The 18,024-nt window shown below is 37.0% G+C and carries 16 protein-coding genes; 8 read left to right on the forward strand and 8 right to left on the reverse strand.

Annotation, left to right across the window (positions count from 1 at the left end):
- The first annotated feature begins 363 nt into the window (after positions 1-363).
- The 3 genes from metK to QV04_RS11770 all read left to right on the forward strand — a co-directional run bounded on the left by metK (position 364) and on the right by QV04_RS11770 (position 2,298).
- Positions 364-1,512: a methionine adenosyltransferase gene (metK, locus tag QV04_RS05095; RefSeq protein ID WP_065231216.1), complete on the forward strand. Its 1,149-nt coding sequence runs from the start codon at positions 364-366 to the stop codon at positions 1,510-1,512.
- 158 nt (positions 1,513-1,670) lie between these two features.
- Positions 1,671-1,871 (forward strand): nitroreductase family protein, encoded by a 201-nt coding sequence (locus QV04_RS11765; protein ID WP_156539711.1) that lies wholly within the window; start codon positions 1,671-1,673, stop codon positions 1,869-1,871.
- Between the two features lie 127 nt (positions 1,872-1,998).
- Positions 1,999-2,298 carry a nitroreductase family protein gene (locus QV04_RS11770; protein WP_231924171.1) on the forward strand — a complete coding sequence of 100 codons (300 nt, stop codon included), beginning with the start codon at positions 1,999-2,001 and terminating at the stop codon, positions 2,296-2,298.
- A gap of 55 nt (positions 2,299-2,353) precedes the next feature.
- Here the strand turns inward: QV04_RS11770 and yhbY are convergent, their stop codons facing one another.
- A complete protein-coding gene (gene yhbY / locus QV04_RS05105; RefSeq protein ID WP_039137325.1) occupies positions 2,354-2,656 on the reverse strand; it encodes a ribosome assembly RNA-binding protein YhbY in 303 nt (100 codons plus the stop codon).
- Between the two features lie 242 nt (positions 2,657-2,898).
- On the opposite strand from yhbY, the gene rlmE reads away from it, so the two are divergent.
- Together rlmE and ftsH are read left to right on the forward strand one after the other, a co-directional pair.
- Complete coding sequence (gene rlmE, locus QV04_RS05110; RefSeq protein WP_065231217.1) at positions 2,899-3,528, forward strand: 23S rRNA (uridine(2552)-2'-O)-methyltransferase RlmE; 630 nt, start codon at positions 2,899-2,901, stop codon at positions 3,526-3,528.
- 61 nt (positions 3,529-3,589) lie between these two features.
- A complete protein-coding gene (gene ftsH, locus QV04_RS05115; protein WP_065233274.1) occupies positions 3,590-5,491 on the forward strand; it encodes an ATP-dependent zinc metalloprotease FtsH in 1,902 nt (633 codons plus the stop codon).
- A 90-nt stretch (positions 5,492-5,581) separates the two neighbouring features.
- Here the strand turns inward: ftsH and mtgA are convergent, their stop codons facing one another.
- The 4 genes from mtgA to tehB form a co-directional block, all read right to left on the reverse strand.
- The gene (gene mtgA / locus QV04_RS05120) at positions 5,582-6,292 is read right to left on the reverse strand and encodes a monofunctional biosynthetic peptidoglycan transglycosylase (RefSeq protein ID WP_065233263.1); all 711 of its coding nucleotides are present in this window, start codon (positions 6,290-6,292) and stop codon (positions 5,582-5,584) included.
- Positions 6,279-6,578: a trp operon repressor gene (gene trpR, locus QV04_RS05125; RefSeq protein WP_039081146.1), complete on the reverse strand. Its 300-nt coding sequence runs from the start codon at positions 6,576-6,578 to the stop codon at positions 6,279-6,281. Before trpR ends, mtgA begins: the two co-directional genes overlap by 14 nt.
- A gap of 36 nt (positions 6,579-6,614) precedes the next feature.
- The gene (locus tag QV04_RS05130) at positions 6,615-8,654 is read right to left on the reverse strand and encodes a transglycosylase SLT domain-containing protein (RefSeq protein WP_065233264.1); all 2,040 of its coding nucleotides are present in this window, start codon (positions 8,652-8,654) and stop codon (positions 6,615-6,617) included.
- Positions 8,655-8,719: 65 nt separating this feature from the next.
- Positions 8,720-9,583 (reverse strand): SAM-dependent methyltransferase TehB, encoded by an 864-nt coding sequence (gene tehB, locus QV04_RS05135; RefSeq protein WP_065233265.1) that lies wholly within the window; start codon positions 9,581-9,583, stop codon positions 8,720-8,722.
- 154 nt (positions 9,584-9,737) lie between these two features.
- Here tehB and QV04_RS05140 point away from each other — a divergent pair, with 154 nt between their 5' ends.
- On the forward strand, positions 9,738-11,039 hold the full coding sequence (locus tag QV04_RS05140; protein WP_065233266.1) for a nucleobase:cation symporter-2 family protein: 1,302 nt from the start codon (positions 9,738-9,740) through the stop codon (positions 11,037-11,039).
- Between the two features lie 52 nt (positions 11,040-11,091).
- On the opposite strand, the gene QV04_RS05145 is transcribed toward QV04_RS05140, so the two are convergent.
- From QV04_RS05145 to xylF, 3 genes are read right to left on the reverse strand one after another with little or no spacing between them, the layout of a single operon-like run.
- Entirely contained in the window at positions 11,092-12,219 is a 1,128-nt protein-coding gene (locus QV04_RS05145) for a sugar ABC transporter permease (RefSeq protein ID WP_039136122.1), read from the reverse strand.
- Positions 12,220-12,222: 3 nt separating this feature from the next.
- Positions 12,223-13,734, reverse strand: a complete 1,512-nt coding sequence (locus tag QV04_RS05150) for a xylose ABC transporter ATP-binding protein (RefSeq protein WP_065233267.1) — start codon at positions 13,732-13,734, stop codon at positions 12,223-12,225.
- Between the two features lie 48 nt (positions 13,735-13,782).
- Positions 13,783-14,781, reverse strand: coding sequence for a D-xylose ABC transporter substrate-binding protein (gene xylF, locus QV04_RS05155; RefSeq protein ID WP_065233268.1), 999 nt, complete (start codon positions 14,779-14,781; stop codon positions 13,783-13,785).
- A gap of 282 nt (positions 14,782-15,063) precedes the next feature.
- On the opposite strand from xylF, the gene xylA reads away from it, so the two are divergent.
- Together xylA and xylB are read left to right on the forward strand one after the other, a co-directional pair.
- On the forward strand, positions 15,064-16,383 hold the full coding sequence (xylA, locus tag QV04_RS05160) for a xylose isomerase (RefSeq protein ID WP_065233269.1): 1,320 nt from the start codon (positions 15,064-15,066) through the stop codon (positions 16,381-16,383).
- A gap of 74 nt (positions 16,384-16,457) precedes the next feature.
- On the forward strand, positions 16,458-17,903 hold the full coding sequence (xylB, locus tag QV04_RS05165) for a xylulokinase (protein WP_065233270.1): 1,446 nt from the start codon (positions 16,458-16,460) through the stop codon (positions 17,901-17,903).
- Positions 17,904-18,024: the final 121 nt, after the last annotated feature.

An 18,024-nucleotide genomic window follows, 5' to 3' on the forward strand; every position in this document is an offset into this window, starting at 1 on the left:
AGGTTAGCGTTTTTTTTATGTTGTTTTACATTAAAGTGCTTGCTTTGAGAAAGGTGAGATAAACGGGGAAATAAACTTTTTAAGTTAGACCTATATCAATAGACATCTATGGTATTAAAGTAAGATGTTTTTGTCTAATCAGCACGGCTTATATAGAAAATCTGAATATATCAGATTTGGTTGTTTAATCTCACTATAAACAATAGCAGTAAATGTTAAATAACTTATCAAGCTTTATTTTTAAGAAAAATAAAAAATTACTTGTCAAATAACGATTAAAGCGTATTATAGCCGTCTAGAAGTAAAAACATCTATTTTTTCTTTTTTATTTTTAATATTGGTAGTTATTGATAAGGAATTTTCATGTCAAAATATTTATTCACTTCTGAATCTGTTTCTGAAGGACATCCAGATAAAATCGCAGATCAGATTTCAGATGCTGTTTTAGATGCAATTTTAGAACAAGATCCAAAAGCACGAGTCGCTTGTGAAACTTATGTTAAAACAGGTATGGCTTTAATTGGTGGTGAAATTACAACATCAGCATGGGTGGATATTGAGCATCTTGCTCGTCAAGTAATTTGTGATATTGGTTACACTTCTTCAGAAATGGGATTTGATGGTCATTCTTGTGCTGTATTGAATGGGATTGGTAAACAGTCATCCGATATTAATCAAGGAGTAGATAGGGAAAATCCATTAGAGCAAGGCGCAGGTGATCAAGGAATAATGTTTGGTTATGCAACTAATGAAACAGAAGTACTAATGCCGGCTCCAATTACTTATGCTCACCGTTTAATGGAAAAACAAGCTGAAGTGCGTCGTAGTGGTGTTTTGCCTTGGTTGCGCCCTGATGCAAAAAGCCAAATTACTTTTATCTATGAGAATGGAAAGATCCAAGGCATTGATACAGTTGTCCTTTCAAGTCAGCATGCAGATAACGTTAGTGATAAAGATTTACGTGAAGGTATTATGGAAGAAATTATTAAACCAGTATTACCTGAGCAATGGTTGTCAGCAAATACTAAATACTTTATTAATCCAACTGGTCGCTTTGTGATTGGTGGACCTATGGGAGATTGTGGATTAACCGGACGTAAAATTATTGTCGATACTTATGGTGGTGTAGCGCGTCACGGCGGTGGTGCATTTTCTGGCAAAGATCCGTCAAAAGTTGACCGTTCAGCGGCATATGCAGCACGTTATGTTGCTAAAAATATTGTAGCAGCTGGATTGGCGGATCGTTGCGAAATTCAATTATCTTATGCTATAGGTGTGGCTGAACCGACATCAATTATGATTGATACCTTCGGAACAGGAAAAGTTGATAATGAAGTATTGGTTGATGCGGTACGTGAACATTTTGATTTACGTCCGTATGGTTTAATCAAAATGTTAGATCTTATTCAGCCAATTTATCGCCAGACTGCTGCATATGGTCACTTTGGACGTGAACAATTCCCTTGGGAATGTACGGATAAAGCAGAATTGTTAGCTAGCTATCTAAAATAAGAAATTATTGCTGTAGCAATATTTCAATACTCTTGAAGCCATTACAAAATATTGTAATGGCTTCTTTACTGAATCAGTATTAATCCAAATGAGAACTTAATCTTACAGTTATAAAAATGTAGAACTGAATAGAGATTATATTATTTTAAGGAATATATATGAGTGTAGAATCATCTTTATTAAATCGTCACGCTAACCGTTGTTTAGATCCTAATGTGAAAATTAGTCAAGAAGAGTTGATAGAACTGCTTGCTTTGGCGGGTAAAGCACCAAGTGCGTTTAACACTCAACCGTGGCGTGTTGTTGTTTTAACTGAACAGCCAGCAAAAGAGAAATTATTTCCTATTGCATTTAATTAGAAGCAAGTATTGGATGCTTCTGCAGTGTTGATGATTTTGGCGTGAAGCAATCAAACAACCATTAGTTGAAAAAATGAATGAAACCTTGGTTTAGAAAGGTTTTTTACCAGAAAGTCTGAAGCAACAAATGATTGGAATGCCTTTGGGTTTTTATCAGGAATTGGAGCAGCAAAAGATAATGAATTTCCTGAGTTTAGATATAGGACTTTTTGCAATGAGTTTTATGTTAGCAGCTGAAGAAAAAGGCTGGAATACGAGTCCAATGATTGGTTATGACTCAAAAGAGCTTCGTTCTACATTTTCTATTCCTGAACGGTATGAAGATGTATTGTTAATTGCTATTGGTAAAAAGGTAAAAGAACCCCATCAAAGTTATCGTTATGAGGTGAATGAATTTACAACTTGGAATAAGATGCCAACAGCATAAAAGAAAAATAAAAGTGTTCAGTCTGAGTAGCTTAAGTGATTAAGCTACTCTTTTTTTATTTTTTAGGAAAAATGATAGTTGGTTCGTCACTAGGGCGATAAAGTACTAAAATATGTCCGATACGTTGTACCGTATAAGCACCGGTTTCACGTTCTATTGCTGCGACTACTAGTTCTTTATCTTCTCTGTCAACACCGGAAATTTTTACTTTGATTAGCTCGTGGTGATTCAGTGCATTATCAATTTCAGCGATGACACCTTCTGTAAGCCCGTTTCCACCGAGCATAACTACAGGGTTAAGATGATGAGCCAAACCTTTCAGATACTGTTTTTGTTTTGTAGATAATGTTAATGTCATAAGTATCCCTTTTCAGTAAATTAAAAGTGCTACATTTTAAACGTTTATGGATGAAATAGAAAGAAATTAGCATAATGAAGATAAATAAAGCGGCAATTTCATTAGAATTGTCTATAATTGTGTAGCCTATTACAGTATTCGCTGAATTTATGTTTGTTTGCCTTGAAATTTAGGAGTTAATCATCATATAGTAACGAGTATTTTTAGAGTATTAATTCAATTGATTTTCAGATATTAGCATTATGGGTAAAAAAAAACGTTCGGCAAGTTCTACACGTTGGCTTAACGAACATTTCAAAGATAAATTTGTTCAGCAGGCTCACAAGCAAAAATTGCGTTCCAGAGCTTATTTCAAGTTAGATGAAATTCAAAAAACGGATAAGCTGTTTAGACCGAATATGACTGTTGTTGATCTTGGCGCTGCACCGGGTGGTTGGTCACAGTATGTTGTTACACAAATCGGTGAAAAAGGTAGAGTAATTGCTTGTGATATTCTAGATATGGACCCTATTGTTGGTGTTGATTTCTTACAAGGGGATTTCCGTGAAGAAAAAGTATTAAATACATTGTTGGAAAAAATTGGTGATAACAAGGTGGACGTAGTGATGTCGGATATGGCACCTAATTTTAGTGGAATGCCTTCGGTTGATATTCCTCGTGCGATGTATCTTGTTGAGTTAGCTTTAGATATGTGTAAGCAGGTTCTTGCTTCACAAGGTAGTTTTGTGGTGAAAGTGTTTCAAGGAGAGGGTTTTGATGAATATCTACGAGAAATTCGTTCATTATTTAAGACAGTGAAAGTGCGTAAACCGGAAGCATCGAGAGATCGTTCTCGAGAGGTTTATATTGTTGCAATGGGTTATAAACTTTAACCACACGATAATGTTTTTTTAAACACACAAATAACGGGGATTTACCTTGAAAAATAATAATATGCTTAAAAATATTATGCTTTGGAGTGTTGTGGCAATTGTGCTGATGACGCTATTCCAAGGCTTTTCCGGCAATACTAGAGATGGTGTTGATTATTCTACTTTTATTACCGATATTGGTAACAACCAAATTTCAGAAACGCGTTTTGATGGCAATGAAATTACCGTGACCAAGAAAAATGGCGATACCTACCAAACGGTAATGCCATTGTATGATGATAAAGTACTTGATGATTTATTGAAGAAAGATATTAAAGTGTCCGGTACCGCACCTGAAAAACGTGGTTTATTGGCACAAATCTTGATTTCTTGGTTCCCGATGTTACTTCTTGTCGGAGTATGGATTTTCTTTATGCGTCAAATGCAAGGCGGTGGCGGCGGTGCGCTGAAATTTGGTAAAAGCCGAGCTAGAATGATGACGCAGGAACAGATCAAAACAACGTTTGCCGATGTTGCAGGTTGTGATGAAGCGAAAGAAGAAGTGGGAGAAATTGTTGATTTCTTACGAGATCCGAGTAAGTTCCAAAAATTGGGTGGTAAGATTCCGAAAGGTATTTTAATGGTAGGACCTCCAGGTACGGGTAAAACTTTATTGGCAAAAGCGATTGCTGGTGAAGCTAAAGTGCCGTTCTTTACCATTTCCGGTTCAGATTTCGTTGAAATGTTTGTTGGTGTGGGTGCATCGCGCGTGCGTGATATGTTTGAACAAGCGAAGAAAAATGCACCTTGTCTTATTTTTATTGATGAAATTGATGCGGTAGGTCGTCAGCGTGGTGCTGGTTTAGGTGGTGGACACGATGAACGTGAGCAAACTTTGAACCAAATGCTAGTTGAAATGGATGGATTTGAAGGTAACGAAGGAGTGATTGTTATTGCGGCAACTAACCGTCCGGATGTGCTTGACCCAGCATTAACACGTCCTGGACGTTTTGACCGCCAAGTGGTTGTTGGTTTGCCGGATGTGCGTGGACGTGAGCAGATATTAAAAGTTCATATGCGTAAAATTCCAGTAGCGAATGATGTTGATCCTATGACTATTGCTCGTGGCACACCAGGATATTCCGGTGCTGATTTAGCAAACTTGGTTAATGAAGCAGCATTGTTTGCAGCACGCACAAATAAACGTTTAGTAACAATGTTGGAATTTGAAAAGGCAAAAGACAAAATTAATATGGGGCCGGAACGTCGAACAATGATGATGACGGATAAACAGAAGGAATCTACCGCTTATCACGAAGCAGGGCACGCAATTGTTGGTTATTTAGTTCCTGAACACGACCCTGTTCATAAGGTCACTATTATTCCGCGCGGTCGTGCATTAGGGGTGACTTTCTTCTTGCCTGAAGGTGATCAAATTAGCATTAGTCAGAAACAGTTGGAAAGTAAACTTTCGACTTTATATGCAGGACGTATTGCTGAAGAGTTGATTTATGGTGAGGAAAATATATCAACCGGTGCTTCAAATGATATTAAGGTGGCAACGAATATTGCTAGGAATATGGTTACCCAATGGGGATTTTCAGATAAATTAGGCCCAATTTTATATTCTGAAGATGAAGGTGAAGTATTCTTAGGGCGTTCAATGGCGAAAGCTAAACATATGTCGGATGCAACAGCACACACTATTGATGAAGAAGTACATAATATTGTTTCTCGTAATTATCAACGTGCAAGACAGCTCTTGATAGATAATATGGATATTCTTCACGCTATGAAAGATGCATTAGTTAAATATGAAACAATTGATGAACCACAAATTAAGCAATTAATGGAACGTCAGGAAGTAACACCACCGGCAGGTTGGGTGGAAAAAACTAAACCAGAAGAGAAAGTAGATGAAACGCCAAAAGAGGATAAAGCTAATACTTCTTCTGAAACAGTAGATCCATCAGAAAATTCATAATTTTCATTGAAATATCATAAAAGGAAGGGAAATAGGGCTTATTAAAGGCCCTATTTTTAATTGGTTACCGAATATTTTTGTCTAATGTTTTCAGTTAAGTTGCTTAAGGTAAGTAGTGCCTAACTGTTGCATTTGTCTCAAGATCCAGCGTTGGCGGGATTGGACATAACTTGATGGTTTATTAGCTTTATAAATCAATGGATTAGGTAAGACTGCTGCAAGTAATGCCGCTTGTGAAGAGGTCAGTTTAGCGGCGCTTTTATTAAAATAAAAACGGCTTGCCGCTTCTACGCCGAAAATACCTTCACCAAATTCTACAATGTTGAGATAAACCTCCAGAATTCGTTTTTTTGACCAAAATAACTCTAAGCTGAGAGTTATCGGTATTTCTAAGCCTTTTCTGATCCAGCTTCGATCTGACCATAGAAATAAATTTTTTGCTGTTTGTTGTGAGATGGTAGAAGCGCCAAAAGTTCTTTTTGAAGATTGGTTACGTTTTATTGCTTTTTCAATGGCATCAAGATCAAAGCCCCAATGTTTAGGAAATTTTTGATCTTCTGCGGCGATAACGGCAAGTTGCATTGAAGGTGCAATTTGATCAAGACTGACCCACTGATGACGAGTGTGATAGTGGCTGTTAAAACTGTTTTGTACGGCTTGTTGCAGCATATAAGATGAAAAAGGAATTGGAACAACACGAAATATCAGAATGCAACAGACAAAAAATACAATAATACTAAGCACTAACTTAGTAAGTCGGGGATAGCAGGATTGAGAAAAACAAAACTTAATTTTGAACATCTAATTGTGCTTTGACCCATTGTAGAAAATCAGGTTCGATACTCTTAATTAAGTTTGAACCTCGCGTAATGGTAGCAACGCTCGTGTTCAAATTTTGTTGAATTTCACGTTGTGATGATTTTTTTTCTAATAGCTGTTTAACAATTTGTAGGCGTAATCCGAGTGAATCTCTTTCATCAGGGGTTAATAACATCATCAGCACTTCCTGCTCTTTCCCTGAGGCGAATCCTTGTCGTAAAAAGGTGATTAATTCTTGCCATCGTTCGAGATCACGACTGATATACATAACTTACTCCTTTCATTTACTATTAAACTAGTATGATTAGTATAATCGATCAGTTTCAGTTTTGCTGAATTTTTTTAGCTCCTGTTTTAGAAGTAGTTGGTAGTAATAGTCATAACTTACAACATTTTGGACATAATTTCTGGTTTCATAAAAAGGGATTGAGGCAACAAATTCTGCCATTGAAAGCTTACCTCCATTTTCGTTTAGCCAACGATCAACCCGATTAGCACCGGCATTATAGGCGGCAGCAATTAATAAACGGTTATTGCCGTATTTTTGGGCAAGTTGTTGCAAATGTGCTGTACCTAAAAGAATATTTCCTAATGGATCGGTTAAATTATTAGCACGTTGAATGCTATAATTTGTCTGTTGAGCAGTAGCTTTGGCGGTACTAGGCAGTAATTGCATTAAACCAATTGCGTTAGCGGATGAGCGTACATTTGGTCGCCAAGCACTCTCTTGGCGTGCAATAGCCATTGCAAAACTATTGCTGATCGTTTTGTCAGCCATATTGATGCTAAACCAGTCAAGATAAGCCAATGGTAACCGTAATCGTAAATAATCCCACGCTTTAGCTTTGATGGTGGCGGTAACAGTGAGATCATACCATTGCTGCTGTAAGGCATATTCTGCTAATAATAGCTGTTGTTGTGCGGTTGCTAAATTTAGCAAAAATAGCCACTCACTGTAGGCATCATCTAGATATTGGAAATTCCTTAATTCAATTACACGAGATAAAATGGTGGCAATTTTTTGATCTTGCCATAAATCATCAAAACTGATCGGTTGGGGAAGATCCTGCATTGCCGGTTGATAATCGATATTCAATGTTTGTGCCGACAATAAAGCATAAAAACCACGTTTCCGACTTAGATTTTGTAAAATTTTTTCTGCTTCTTGCTGTTTATCATTTTTTTGTAACTGCCAAGCAATCCAATATTGCCATTCATCTTGATTTATTTTGTCAGGAGATAATTGATCCAACCAATTTTGTAATGGCTGTTGTTGACGAATTGCCAGTCTGATACGGCGTTCAATTAAGCGACCATCTTTTAACTGCGTTAGTTTTTGATCTCGCCATTGTTGCCATTCTGGCTGTTTATTATCAAAAAAACGTTGTAAAACTGCTTTATAGAGTAAATTAAGGTCTTGTATTGTAAGTTGCCAATTTTTCTGCAAATCCTCAATTTGTTGTTGTATTTGAGATAGATTCAGGCTTTGTTCAGAGAAAAAACTTAAATAGCGAGGATAAATCTCCAATAGTAATTGTTTATTTGTCGTGGAGTGGGGTAAATTTGACTGCATCACAATTAATTGTTGCGGATTGCTAATTAGATCTGCCCATTGTTGTAGCTGTTTTTGTAAATCAATATTATTTGTGAGCCGTTGTAAATAACGAATAAGATTTTTATTTTGTGATTTTAAAGCCAATTCGGCACGTTGTAAGATTAGTTGATCTGATAATTTTCCTGACTGTTGCCAAAGTTGGAAAAGTTGATCACATTGTGATGGTAAATTTTCCCCACTTAACCAAAGTTTTTCCGTATCTTGCCAAAGAAGATCAAGTTCTTTTGATATGTTGCTCGTTTTTTGTGTAGCTAGTAATTGAATGCATTGTTGAGCCGTTGTTTTAGCAGGAAAAGATGTTTTGTTATCCAATAAAAGTTGCCAAGCTTGCTGTTGAAATGCTTTTTTATAAAAAAGATCTATTAAATTATCATTTAATAGAAAGTTGGGATTTTGTTGGATAAACAGTTTTAATTGTTGCGGTGTAATCAATGACTGTTTATTGAATAGACGATAATCAACATAAGGTGCAAGCGGATATTGTGCAATAGTAGGCAGCATTTGGCGAACGAAAGTAATCGTGGTTTCACTCACTTCCCCGCTGAGAAGCTGCATTATATCCTGATATTGTTGGCGAATCACTGTACCATTTTGTACATTGAACGTCTGTTTAAACTCACTTTTTGATAATTGTTGTAGTTGTTCGGAAGCAGCAAACAGAGAAAAAGAGGAAATAATACTGCTAACAAAAAGAATGTTTTTTAGAATAGATTTTTGCCAAACGCGCATAGTGTCTCCTTAAAATTTTATTTAGTCTAGCACGCTTGGCAAAATGTGAAAATTCCAAAGTAGAATTAAGCGGTTTTCTTTGCCAACATTGTGACAAATTTCATTTTAATACGGTTGCCGTTGGCATCAGTTTTGTGTAGTTCACCCATTTCTTCTCGATATTTTACTAACTCCCAGCTTTGATAATAACGGCGTAACTCACCTTCTTTGAATGTGAAGGAGAATGGCATTGGGCAAGGTGCATCAGCAGTATCCATTGCGGCAACGATCAGATTATAACCACCGACATTAGTGTGTTGTTGCATATTTTCAATGATATTCGGCACCGCTTGTGCATTTAGGAACATAAAAACAACGGTAGAAACGATAAAGTCATAATTTTCCTGAATGTTGGCTGAATTAATATCATAAAGTGCAGATTTAATATTTAATTGCTCTTTTTGTGCTGTTTCTGCCAAAAATTGTAGGCTGTTCGGATTATGATCCCAAGAGGTTACGTCATAACCCAATAAACTTAAATAAAGGCTGTTACGCCCCTGTCCGCAACCTAAATCCAAGACTTTACAAGGAGAGAGCATTTCGCTGGCAGCTTTCACTTCAGAATGTGTAGCTGTCATATTATATTTTTTACTGAAATAATCAGCAGGGCGGCAAAGGAAAGAGAGCTGGCATTCGAGATCTTCAGAAACGGCTTCAACACGATGCCAAGCTTGAGGCTCGACTAAAGGAATGTCGCTTTCTGCTGTAAAAAGGTGTTCTTTAATGACTTCGCCTTCTTCAGTAAGTTCATAGAATTTAAGTTTTCCTTTCAATACACGAAGTTGTCCCCAAGTGCCGACTTTTGTATTGTGTTTTTCTTGAAACATTGCCGGTAAAGTTTTTGCTGTCCAAACAGGCATTGTTTTATAAGCGATTAATTTTTGTTGCATAAATACTGCTCCTTGATGTTTTTAAAGATGACTATTATATACATATTAAAAACTGTCGCAGTAACCTATTTTTATTAAATTTACGCAAACGTTTGCTTATCAAATAATACAAGTCTATAATCCCAACCATTTTTTACATTACTCTTGAGGAATTATGAACAATCAGCTCCTTTTTAACGTGGAAGATAAACCGCCTTTCGGTTTAGGTTTATTGTTAGCGGCACAACATCTATTAGCCGCATTAGGTGGTATTATCGCAGTGCCGTTGGTAATTGGAAATGTGTTGCAGTTACCGACCGCAGATACTATTGTTTTGGTAAATGCAGCGTTGCTGATTTCCGGTGTTGTTACCATTATTCAATGTTTAGGTGTTGGACCTATCGGCATTCGTTTACCGAGCGTAATGGGAACCAGCTTTACTTTTGTGGCGGCGGCATTAGCGATTGGCTTTAGTGAAGATGGCGTTGCCGGAATATTAGGTGCATCGCTGGTTGGTTCTTTAGTAATGATTATCGGCAGTTTCTTTATGCCTTCTATCCGGAAATTATTTCCACCTGTTGTGACAGGCACTGTGGTCACGATGATTGGATTAAGTTTAATTCCAGTAGCGGTGGATTGGTTTGCTGGTGGTCAACGCGGTGAACCACAATATGCCACTCCGGAAAATTTAACTATGGCATTCTTTGTGTTGGCATTAGTAGTAATTTTAGTTCAATGGGGAAAAGGTATTTTTTCTGCAGCCGCCATTGTTATCGGAATGCTTGCCGGATATTGCGTAGCGTTGGCATTAGGTTGGGTAAATTTTGATGGCGTTAAACAGGCACAGATTTTTGCTTTACCTCAGCCATTACATTTCGGTTTGGCATTTCCAATTTCCGGTATTATCGGGATGAGCATTGCTTATCTGGTGACAATTGTAGAATCAAGCGGTAATTTTTTAGCTTTAGGTAATGCGACAAAAACGGAAATTACCGGCGATCATTTACGTCGTGGTGTACTTTGTGATGGGGTAGGTTCAGCCTTAGCTGCAATTATGTCGACAACGCCGTTTTCCTCTTTCTCACAAAATATTGGTGTTATTTCCCTCACTGGTGTGGCAAGCCGTTATGTCGTAGCGATGACCGGCGGATTGCTGGTGTTAGCCGGATTATTCCCTGTCTTCGGTGCATTAATTGTATCAATTCCACTACCTGTGCTTGGTGGAGCAGGATTGATGATGTTTGCGATGATCATTGCTGCTGGTATTCAAATGTTGGATAAAGTGGAACGAACAAAACGTAACGGTTTAATTATTGCTATTTCTATCGGTTGTGGGCTTGCTGTTACCACCAGACCGGAAATTCTTGATAAATTACCAGCATTTTTTAAAGAAATTTTTGGTTCAGGCATTACTGTAGGATCATTATTGGCATTAATTTTAAATTTAATTCTTCCAGAAGAAAAAACAAGCAAATAACAAATAAAAATGCGTTGGGAGATTTACCCAACGCATTTTTTTATTGCTAAGATTACTCTTTTTTCTTGCTGATAGAGTCTACCCAAACGGCGAGTAATAAAATACCGCCTTTTACAATATATTGCCAGAAAGTTGGAACGTCTAACATACTCATACCATTATCCAATGCAGCGATAATTAAAGCCCCTATAATCACTCCGAAAATGCTACCGACACCGCCGGCAAGGCTGGCACCGCCAATAACACAAGCGGCTATCGCATCCAATTCCGCATTTTGTCCTGCCGATGGCGAGCCGGCACCTAATCTGGCACTTAAAATTAAGCCAGCAATCGCAACCATCAAACCGTTAATTGCAAAGATAGCAAGTTTAATTTTTTCTACTTTGATACCGGACAATCTGGCAGCATCAATATTACCGCCAATCGCGTAAATATAGCGTCCGAAAGCAGTTTTTTTGGAAATAAAGTAGCCAATAACGGCAAGAATCGCCAATAACAATACTGGGAATGGAATACCACGATAGTCATTCAACAAGTAAATTGAACCTAGTAATAAAACGGCAAGTGCAGCATAAGTGAGAATATCTTTTGATAATGCTGGCACTGGAAGCTGTAGTTTTTGTCGAGCGTGGCGTTGACGACTGTTCCATAAAATGAAAGCCAATACTGCTAAACCACCGATGGTTAAGCCGAAAATATCTGGAATATAAGCTTGACCGATCAAATTCATTGATTGGCTAGTTGGAGAGACTGTGGAGCCGTTAGTCATCCCGACTAAAATTCCACGGAAAGCGAGTAATCCGGCAAGGGTAACAATGAATGAAGGTACGCGTTGATATGCAACCCAATAACCGTTCCAAACACCGAAGATTAAACCTAAAATCAATGTAGCTAAAATGGTTGTAGGCAAAGGCCAGCCCCACCAGACGTTAGTAATAGCCGCAAAACCTCCGAGTAATCCCATCAGTGAACCGACAGAAAGGTCGATTTCAGCCGCAATAATGACAAAAAGCATCCCAATTGCGAGAATACCGGTGATTGAGGTTTGGCGTAATAGATTAGAAATATTTCTTGCACTAAGGTAAGCACCATCAGTTGCAAAAGAGAAAAACAGCATAATTACGATAATCGCAATTAGCATAATATACACTTGTAAATTAATGGATTTTAGGTTTTTCATAGACTACTCCTTGAGTGCGGTTTCCATTACTTTTTCTTGCGTAAGTTGATGATTAATTAAATTGCCTTTTAATTTTCCGTGATGCATTACTAAAACACGATCACTGATACCCAACACTTCCGGTAATTCAGATGAAATGACGATAATAGCAACACCTTTCTTAGCTAATTCATTGATTAATTTATAAATTTCATATTTTGCACCAACATCAATACCACGAGTCGGTTCATCGAGAATCAGAATTTTAGGATTAAGTAACAATGCTTTGGCTAAAATTGCTTTTTGTTGGTTACCGCCGCTTAAACGGGCAATTGCAAGGTCGGGACTAGGTGTTTTTACTTTTAATTCCTGAATAGATTGTTGAATGATGGTTTCTTCCAACGCTTCATTAATCACGTTGGCGTGACAATATTTTGCTAGGGCAGATAAGGTGATATTTTTATTCACTCCCATAATTGGGATAATTCCGTGGCGCTTGCGATCTTCCGGCACCATAAAAATGCCGTTTTTAATCGCATCGGCGCAGCTATTATGTTTTACAGTTTCACCGTTAAGTTTAAATTCACCTTGGAATTTACCGGGATATGCACCGAAAATGCATTGAACGATTTCAGTTCTGCCTGAACCGACTAAACCGGCAATACCAAGAATTTCACCTTTGTGTAATTGGAAACTGACATTATCTACACGTTTAATATGAGTATTGACGTGATGCCAAGCAGTCAGATTGTTTACTGATAGAATTTCTTCACCAATATCGTGATTTTCGTGCGGATATAACGAAGTAATCTCACGACCAACCATCATTGTAATAATATCGTCTTCACTCATCTCTTTTGCTGAACGAGTACCGATATGTGTACCGTCACGAATAACACAAATTTTATCGGAAATTGCTTTTACTTCATTCAATTTATGGGAAATATAAATACAAGCGATATTATGCGCTTTTAAATTACGAATAAGATCAAGCAGAATATCAGTTTCTTTTTCAGTGAGGGAAGCTGTTGGCTCATCTAAAATTAATAAACGTACATTTTTATTTAGTGCTTTTGCTATTTCAACTAATTGTTGCTCGCCTAAACCTAACTCATTCACTACAGTATAGGGATCAACATTTAATTGTACTTGAGATAACATTTTTTGGCAGCGAAGGTACATTTCATTTTCATCAGCAATACCATATTTAGTAATTTCATTACCAAGAAAAATATTATCCATAATGGTCATATTTTTTACTAAAGCAAGCTCTTGGTGAATGATTGCAATACCTCTACTCTCTGTATCTTTAATATTTTTTGACTTTAGCAATTCACCAGAAAAATAAATATCTCCTTCGTAATCGCCATAAGGATAAATACCACAAAGAACCTTCATTAGTGTTGATTTTCCGGAACCATTTTCTCCACAAAGAGAAAGTATTTCTCCGGGAGAAACAGAAATAGAGATATTATCCAGCGCCTTAACATCGCCGAATTTTTTCACTATTCCTTTCATTTCTAATAATATGTCCATAGAAACCACCTTAAAATAAAATGAGGGAGAAAACTCCCTCAAAAATAATTACTTATAAACACTTTCTTTAGTGTGAAAACCATCTTTAATAACAGTTTCATCAATATTATCTTTAGTTACAACAATAGGCGTTAATAAATATGAAGGTACGTCTTTAAGACCATTATTTAATACTGCATTGCTTTCGATTTTTTCATTTTTTCCTAATTTAACGGCAATTTCAGCAGCTGTATTTGCCAATTTACTAATTGGTTTATAAACAGTCATAGTTTGTGTGCCAGCAACAATACGTTTAATCCCAGCAAGGTCTGCGTCTTGTCCAGAAATCACTACTTTCCCAGCTAAACCTTGTGCTTGTAACGCTTGTACTGCACCACCGGCAGTTGCATCATTGGAAGCAACAACGGCATCAATTTTGTTGTTATTGGCAGTTAAAGCATTTTCCATAATTTGTAATGCTTTTTCAGGAAGCCAAGAATCAACCCATTGATCTCCGACAATTTTAATATCACCCTTATCTACTAAAGGTTGAATAATCTTCATTTGACCTTTTCGGAAGAGTTTTGCATTATTATCAACAGGTGAGCCACCCATTAAAAAATAATTTCCGCTAGGTTTTAATTCCACCAAACTTGATGCCTGTAATTCCCCCACTTTTTCATTATCAAATGAAACATAAAAATCAATATTGGCATTATTTATTAAACGATCATAAGCAAGAACTTTAATTCCTGAACGTGAGGCTTCTTCAATAACGTTACTTAATACATCACCGTTATGAGGAATAATGACTAATACATCGACATTTCTATTAATCATATTTTCGATTTGCGAAATTTGAACTGCATCATCACCATTTGCGGATTGTACAAATACTTTTGCACCTAATTCTTCTGCTTTCTTGCTGAAGATCGAACTGTCTTTTTGCCAGCGTTCTAAACGTAAATCATCAATAGACATTCCAATAGTTAAATCTTTAGCATTTGATATTCCACTCATACAACCCAAAATAAGTGCAACGGATAATAAAGTTTTTTTCAATTTCATATGATTCACCTCGTAATTTAAAAGGATTAGGAATACAACGGTTATTACTATTGCTAATTTCAGTAGGTAGAACAATTTATAAATTTTGTTTTTCGATTACGTTTTTTCGTTTCTGTGATAACTCTCACAATATTGAAAAATTGTGAGGTAAAACAAGAATGTGAGCTTTATCACAAAAAACAATTATCTAAATAGCAAAAAGAAATAACGTAATTGAAGGAGATATTTTTCGGTTTTACTCTTTGCTCATTAATTTAATTAACTCAGCAAGGAGAATAAAAAATGACAACATATTTCGATCAAATTGACCAAGTAAAATATGAAGGTACACAATCAACTAATCCGTTCGCTTATCGTTTTTATGATGCAAATCGTGTTGTTTTAGGTAAGACAATGGCAGAACATCTTCGTTTGGCAGTTTGTTATTGGCATACTTTCTGTTGGAACGGTACTGATATGTTCGGTACAGCATCATTGGATCGTCCTTGGCAAAAAAATCCGACAGAATTAGATGCAGCAAAAGAAAAAGCGAATATTGCATTTGAATTTATTAAAAAATTGGGTGTTCCATATTACTGTTTCCACGATGTGGATATTGCACCGGAAGGCAATTCATTTAAAGAATATGTTTATAATTTTTCTACTATTGTAGATTTATTGGCTCAAAAACAGGAAGAAACCGGTATTAAATTATTATGGGGTACTGCAAATTGTTTTACCAATAAACGTTATATGTCTGGTGCAGCCAGCAATCCTAATCCGGAAGTGTTTGCTTGCGCAGCAACACAAGTTTTCAATGCGATGAAAGCAACACAGAAATTAGGTGGTGAAAATTATGTGTTGTGGGGTGGTCGTGAAGGCTATGAAACACTTCTTAATACAGATTTGAAACGTGAACGTGAACAATTAGGGCGCTTTATGCAACTTGTGGTGGAAAATAAACATAAACTTGGTTTTAAAGGTACATTATTAATTGAACCTAAACCACAAGAACCGACAAAACATCAATATGATTATGATGTGGCGACAGTCTACGGCTTCTTAAAACAATTTGGTTTAGAAAATGAAATTAAAGTGAACATTGAAGCAAATCACGCAACTTTAGCTGGGCATACTTTCCAACACGAAGTGGCAACTGCAGCTGCTTTAGGTATTTTAGGTTCAATTGATGCAAATAGAGGTGATGCACAATTAGGCTGGGATACTGATCAATTCCCGAACAGTGTTGAAGAAAATGCATTAGTGATTTATGAAATTTTGAAGGCGGGTGGATTAGGCACTGGTGGTTTTAACTTTGATGCGAAGATTCGACGCCAAAGTATTGATCGTTATGATTTAATGCACGCACATATTGGTGGAATTGATGTGTTGGCTCATTCACTATTGATTGCAGCGGATATGATTGAAAATGATCGTTTACAAGTATTAAAAGATGAACGTTATGCCGGATGGAATACTCAATTCGGTCAGGATATTCTTAAAGGTAAACTTTCATTAGCAGATCTTGCTGGATACATAATGAACAATGAAATTGCACCAAAACCAGTTTCAGGTCGTCAAGAAATGTTAGAAAATATTGTAAATTCATATATTTATAAATAGATTAGGAATTAAGGGTACTTTTTATCGTACCCTTAATTTTTTTAGTTAAATAAAAACGGTATTAGGGGGCGATTATGTATCTCGGCATTGATTTAGGGACATCTGGTATCAAAGTAGTATTACTGAATGAACATCAACAAATTATTGCGACCACTTCAGCCGCATTAACTGTAACTCGCCGTCAGCCACTATGGTCAGAACAGGATCCGGAAGATTGGTGGCAGGCGTTGCAACAGTGTTTAACACAATTATCACAACAGCAAGATCTTTCTGTTATCAAGGCTATCGGATTAACCGGACAAATGCACGGCGCAGTAATGTTGGATCAGAATGATCAAGTATTATATCCGGCTATTTTATGGAATGACGGACGAAGTTTTGTTGAGTGTCAGGAATTAGAACAAGCCGTACCGAATTCCCGCCAAATCACTGGAAATTTGATGATGCCGGGATTTACTGCACCTAAATTAAAATGGATTGAAAAAAACGAATCGGAAGTTTTCAATAAGATTGCTAAAGTATTGTTACCAAAAGATTATTTACGTCTTTTACTTACTGGTGAATATGTGAGTGATATGTCTGATGTGGCAGGCACAATGTGGTTGGATGTCGGGGCGCGTAAATGGAGTGAGGCTTTATTATCGGCGTGTCATCTTAGCGAACAACAGATGCCTAAATTGCAAGAGGGTAATGAAATTAGTGGTTATCTATTGCCTGAATTGGCACAACAATGGAATATGCAATCAGTACCGGTTGTTGCCGGCGGTGGCGATAATGCAGCTGGAGCGATTGGTGTAGGTCTACATAAATCGGGACAAGCGATGTTGTCATTAGGTACATCCGGTGTTTATTTTGTTGTTACCGACAGCTTTTTAAGTAATCCGGCAAAAGCGGTACATAGTTTTTGTCACGCCTTACCGAATCGTTGGCATTTAATGTCAGTGCTGTTAAGTGCTGCTTCCTGTATTGATTGGGCGAATAAAGCATTAGGTATCAATGATATTGCTGAATTTTTCGCTTTGGCAGAACGGGCGGAAAGCAGTAAACAGGTTTTATTTTTACCTTATCTTTCCGGAGAGAGAACACCACATAATGATCCTTATGCTAGTGGCGTTTTTTGGGGATTGCATCACGATACCACACAAGCAGAAATGGCAAGAGCAGTAGTGGAAGGGGTGAGTTTTGCCTTAACGGAGGGTATTGAGGTTTTACACGAAAGCGGTATTAAAGCAGATAATATTATGTTGATTGGAGGCGGTGCGAAAAGCCATTTTTGGCGACAACTGCTTGCCGATATTAGTGGAATGACCTTTGAGTATCGTGTTGGTGGCGATATCGGCCCAGCACTTGGTGCAGCTAAATTAGCACAAATGGCATTGCATCCGGAACAAGATGTTGCTACATTCTGTCCCCCGCTTGAACTGGAGGCTCGTTATTTACCGAATCACCAAAAATTTCAGCAATATAGAAGCAAATATGAAAAATTTAAACAGTTGTATCAACGACTAAAATATTTATAGTATGATTTGATTGAATAGAGAAAGGGAAGTAATCAGTAGCTATTCTCACTTTTTCTTTATTTACGAGCTGAATATCTTGTTGTTATTCAAAGGTCTTCTATTTCAAATAGCAAAATAAGGA

Source organism: Gallibacterium genomosp. 1, from assembly GCF_001678575.1.
Lineage (GTDB): Bacteria > Pseudomonadota > Gammaproteobacteria > Enterobacterales > Pasteurellaceae > Gallibacterium.

Bases quoted from the DNA above. Each gene is read 5' to 3' on its own strand.
- rlmE (WP_065231217.1), top strand. From the start codon at position 2,899: ATGGGTAAAAAAAAACGTTCGGCAAGTTCTACACGTTGGCTTAACGAA.
- QV04_RS05140 (WP_065233266.1), top strand. From the start codon at position 9,738: ATGAACAATCAGCTCCTTTTTAACGTGGAAGATAAACCGCCTTTCGGT.
- QV04_RS05145 (WP_039136122.1), bottom strand. From the start codon at position 12,219: ATGAAAAACCTAAAATCCATTAATTTACAAGTGTATATTATGCTAATT.
- metK (WP_065231216.1), top strand. From the start codon at position 364: ATGTCAAAATATTTATTCACTTCTGAATCTGTTTCTGAAGGACATCCA.
- QV04_RS05150 (WP_065233267.1), bottom strand. From the start codon at position 13,734: ATGGACATATTATTAGAAATGAAAGGAATAGTGAAAAAATTCGGCGAT.
- xylA (WP_065233269.1), top strand. From the start codon at position 15,064: ATGACAACATATTTCGATCAAATTGACCAAGTAAAATATGAAGGTACA.
- trpR (WP_039081146.1), bottom strand. From the start codon at position 6,578: ATGTATATCAGTCGTGATCTCGAACGATGGCAAGAATTAATCACCTTT.
- QV04_RS11770 (WP_231924171.1), top strand. From the start codon at position 1,999: ATGATTGGAATGCCTTTGGGTTTTTATCAGGAATTGGAGCAGCAAAAG.
- QV04_RS05130 (WP_065233264.1), bottom strand. From the start codon at position 8,654: ATGCGCGTTTGGCAAAAATCTATTCTAAAAAACATTCTTTTTGTTAGC.
- ftsH (WP_065233274.1), top strand. From the start codon at position 3,590: ATGCTTAAAAATATTATGCTTTGGAGTGTTGTGGCAATTGTGCTGATG.
- tehB (WP_065233265.1), bottom strand. From the start codon at position 9,583: ATGCAACAAAAATTAATCGCTTATAAAACAATGCCTGTTTGGACAGCA.
- xylB (WP_065233270.1), top strand. From the start codon at position 16,458: ATGTATCTCGGCATTGATTTAGGGACATCTGGTATCAAAGTAGTATTA.
- xylF (WP_065233268.1), bottom strand. From the start codon at position 14,781: ATGAAATTGAAAAAAACTTTATTATCCGTTGCACTTATTTTGGGTTGT.
- mtgA (WP_065233263.1), bottom strand. From the start codon at position 6,292: ATGTTCAAAATTAAGTTTTGTTTTTCTCAATCCTGCTATCCCCGACTT.
- yhbY (WP_039137325.1), bottom strand. From the start codon at position 2,656: ATGACATTAACATTATCTACAAAACAAAAACAGTATCTGAAAGGTTTG.
- QV04_RS11765 (WP_156539711.1), top strand. From the start codon at position 1,671: ATGAGTGTAGAATCATCTTTATTAAATCGTCACGCTAACCGTTGTTTA.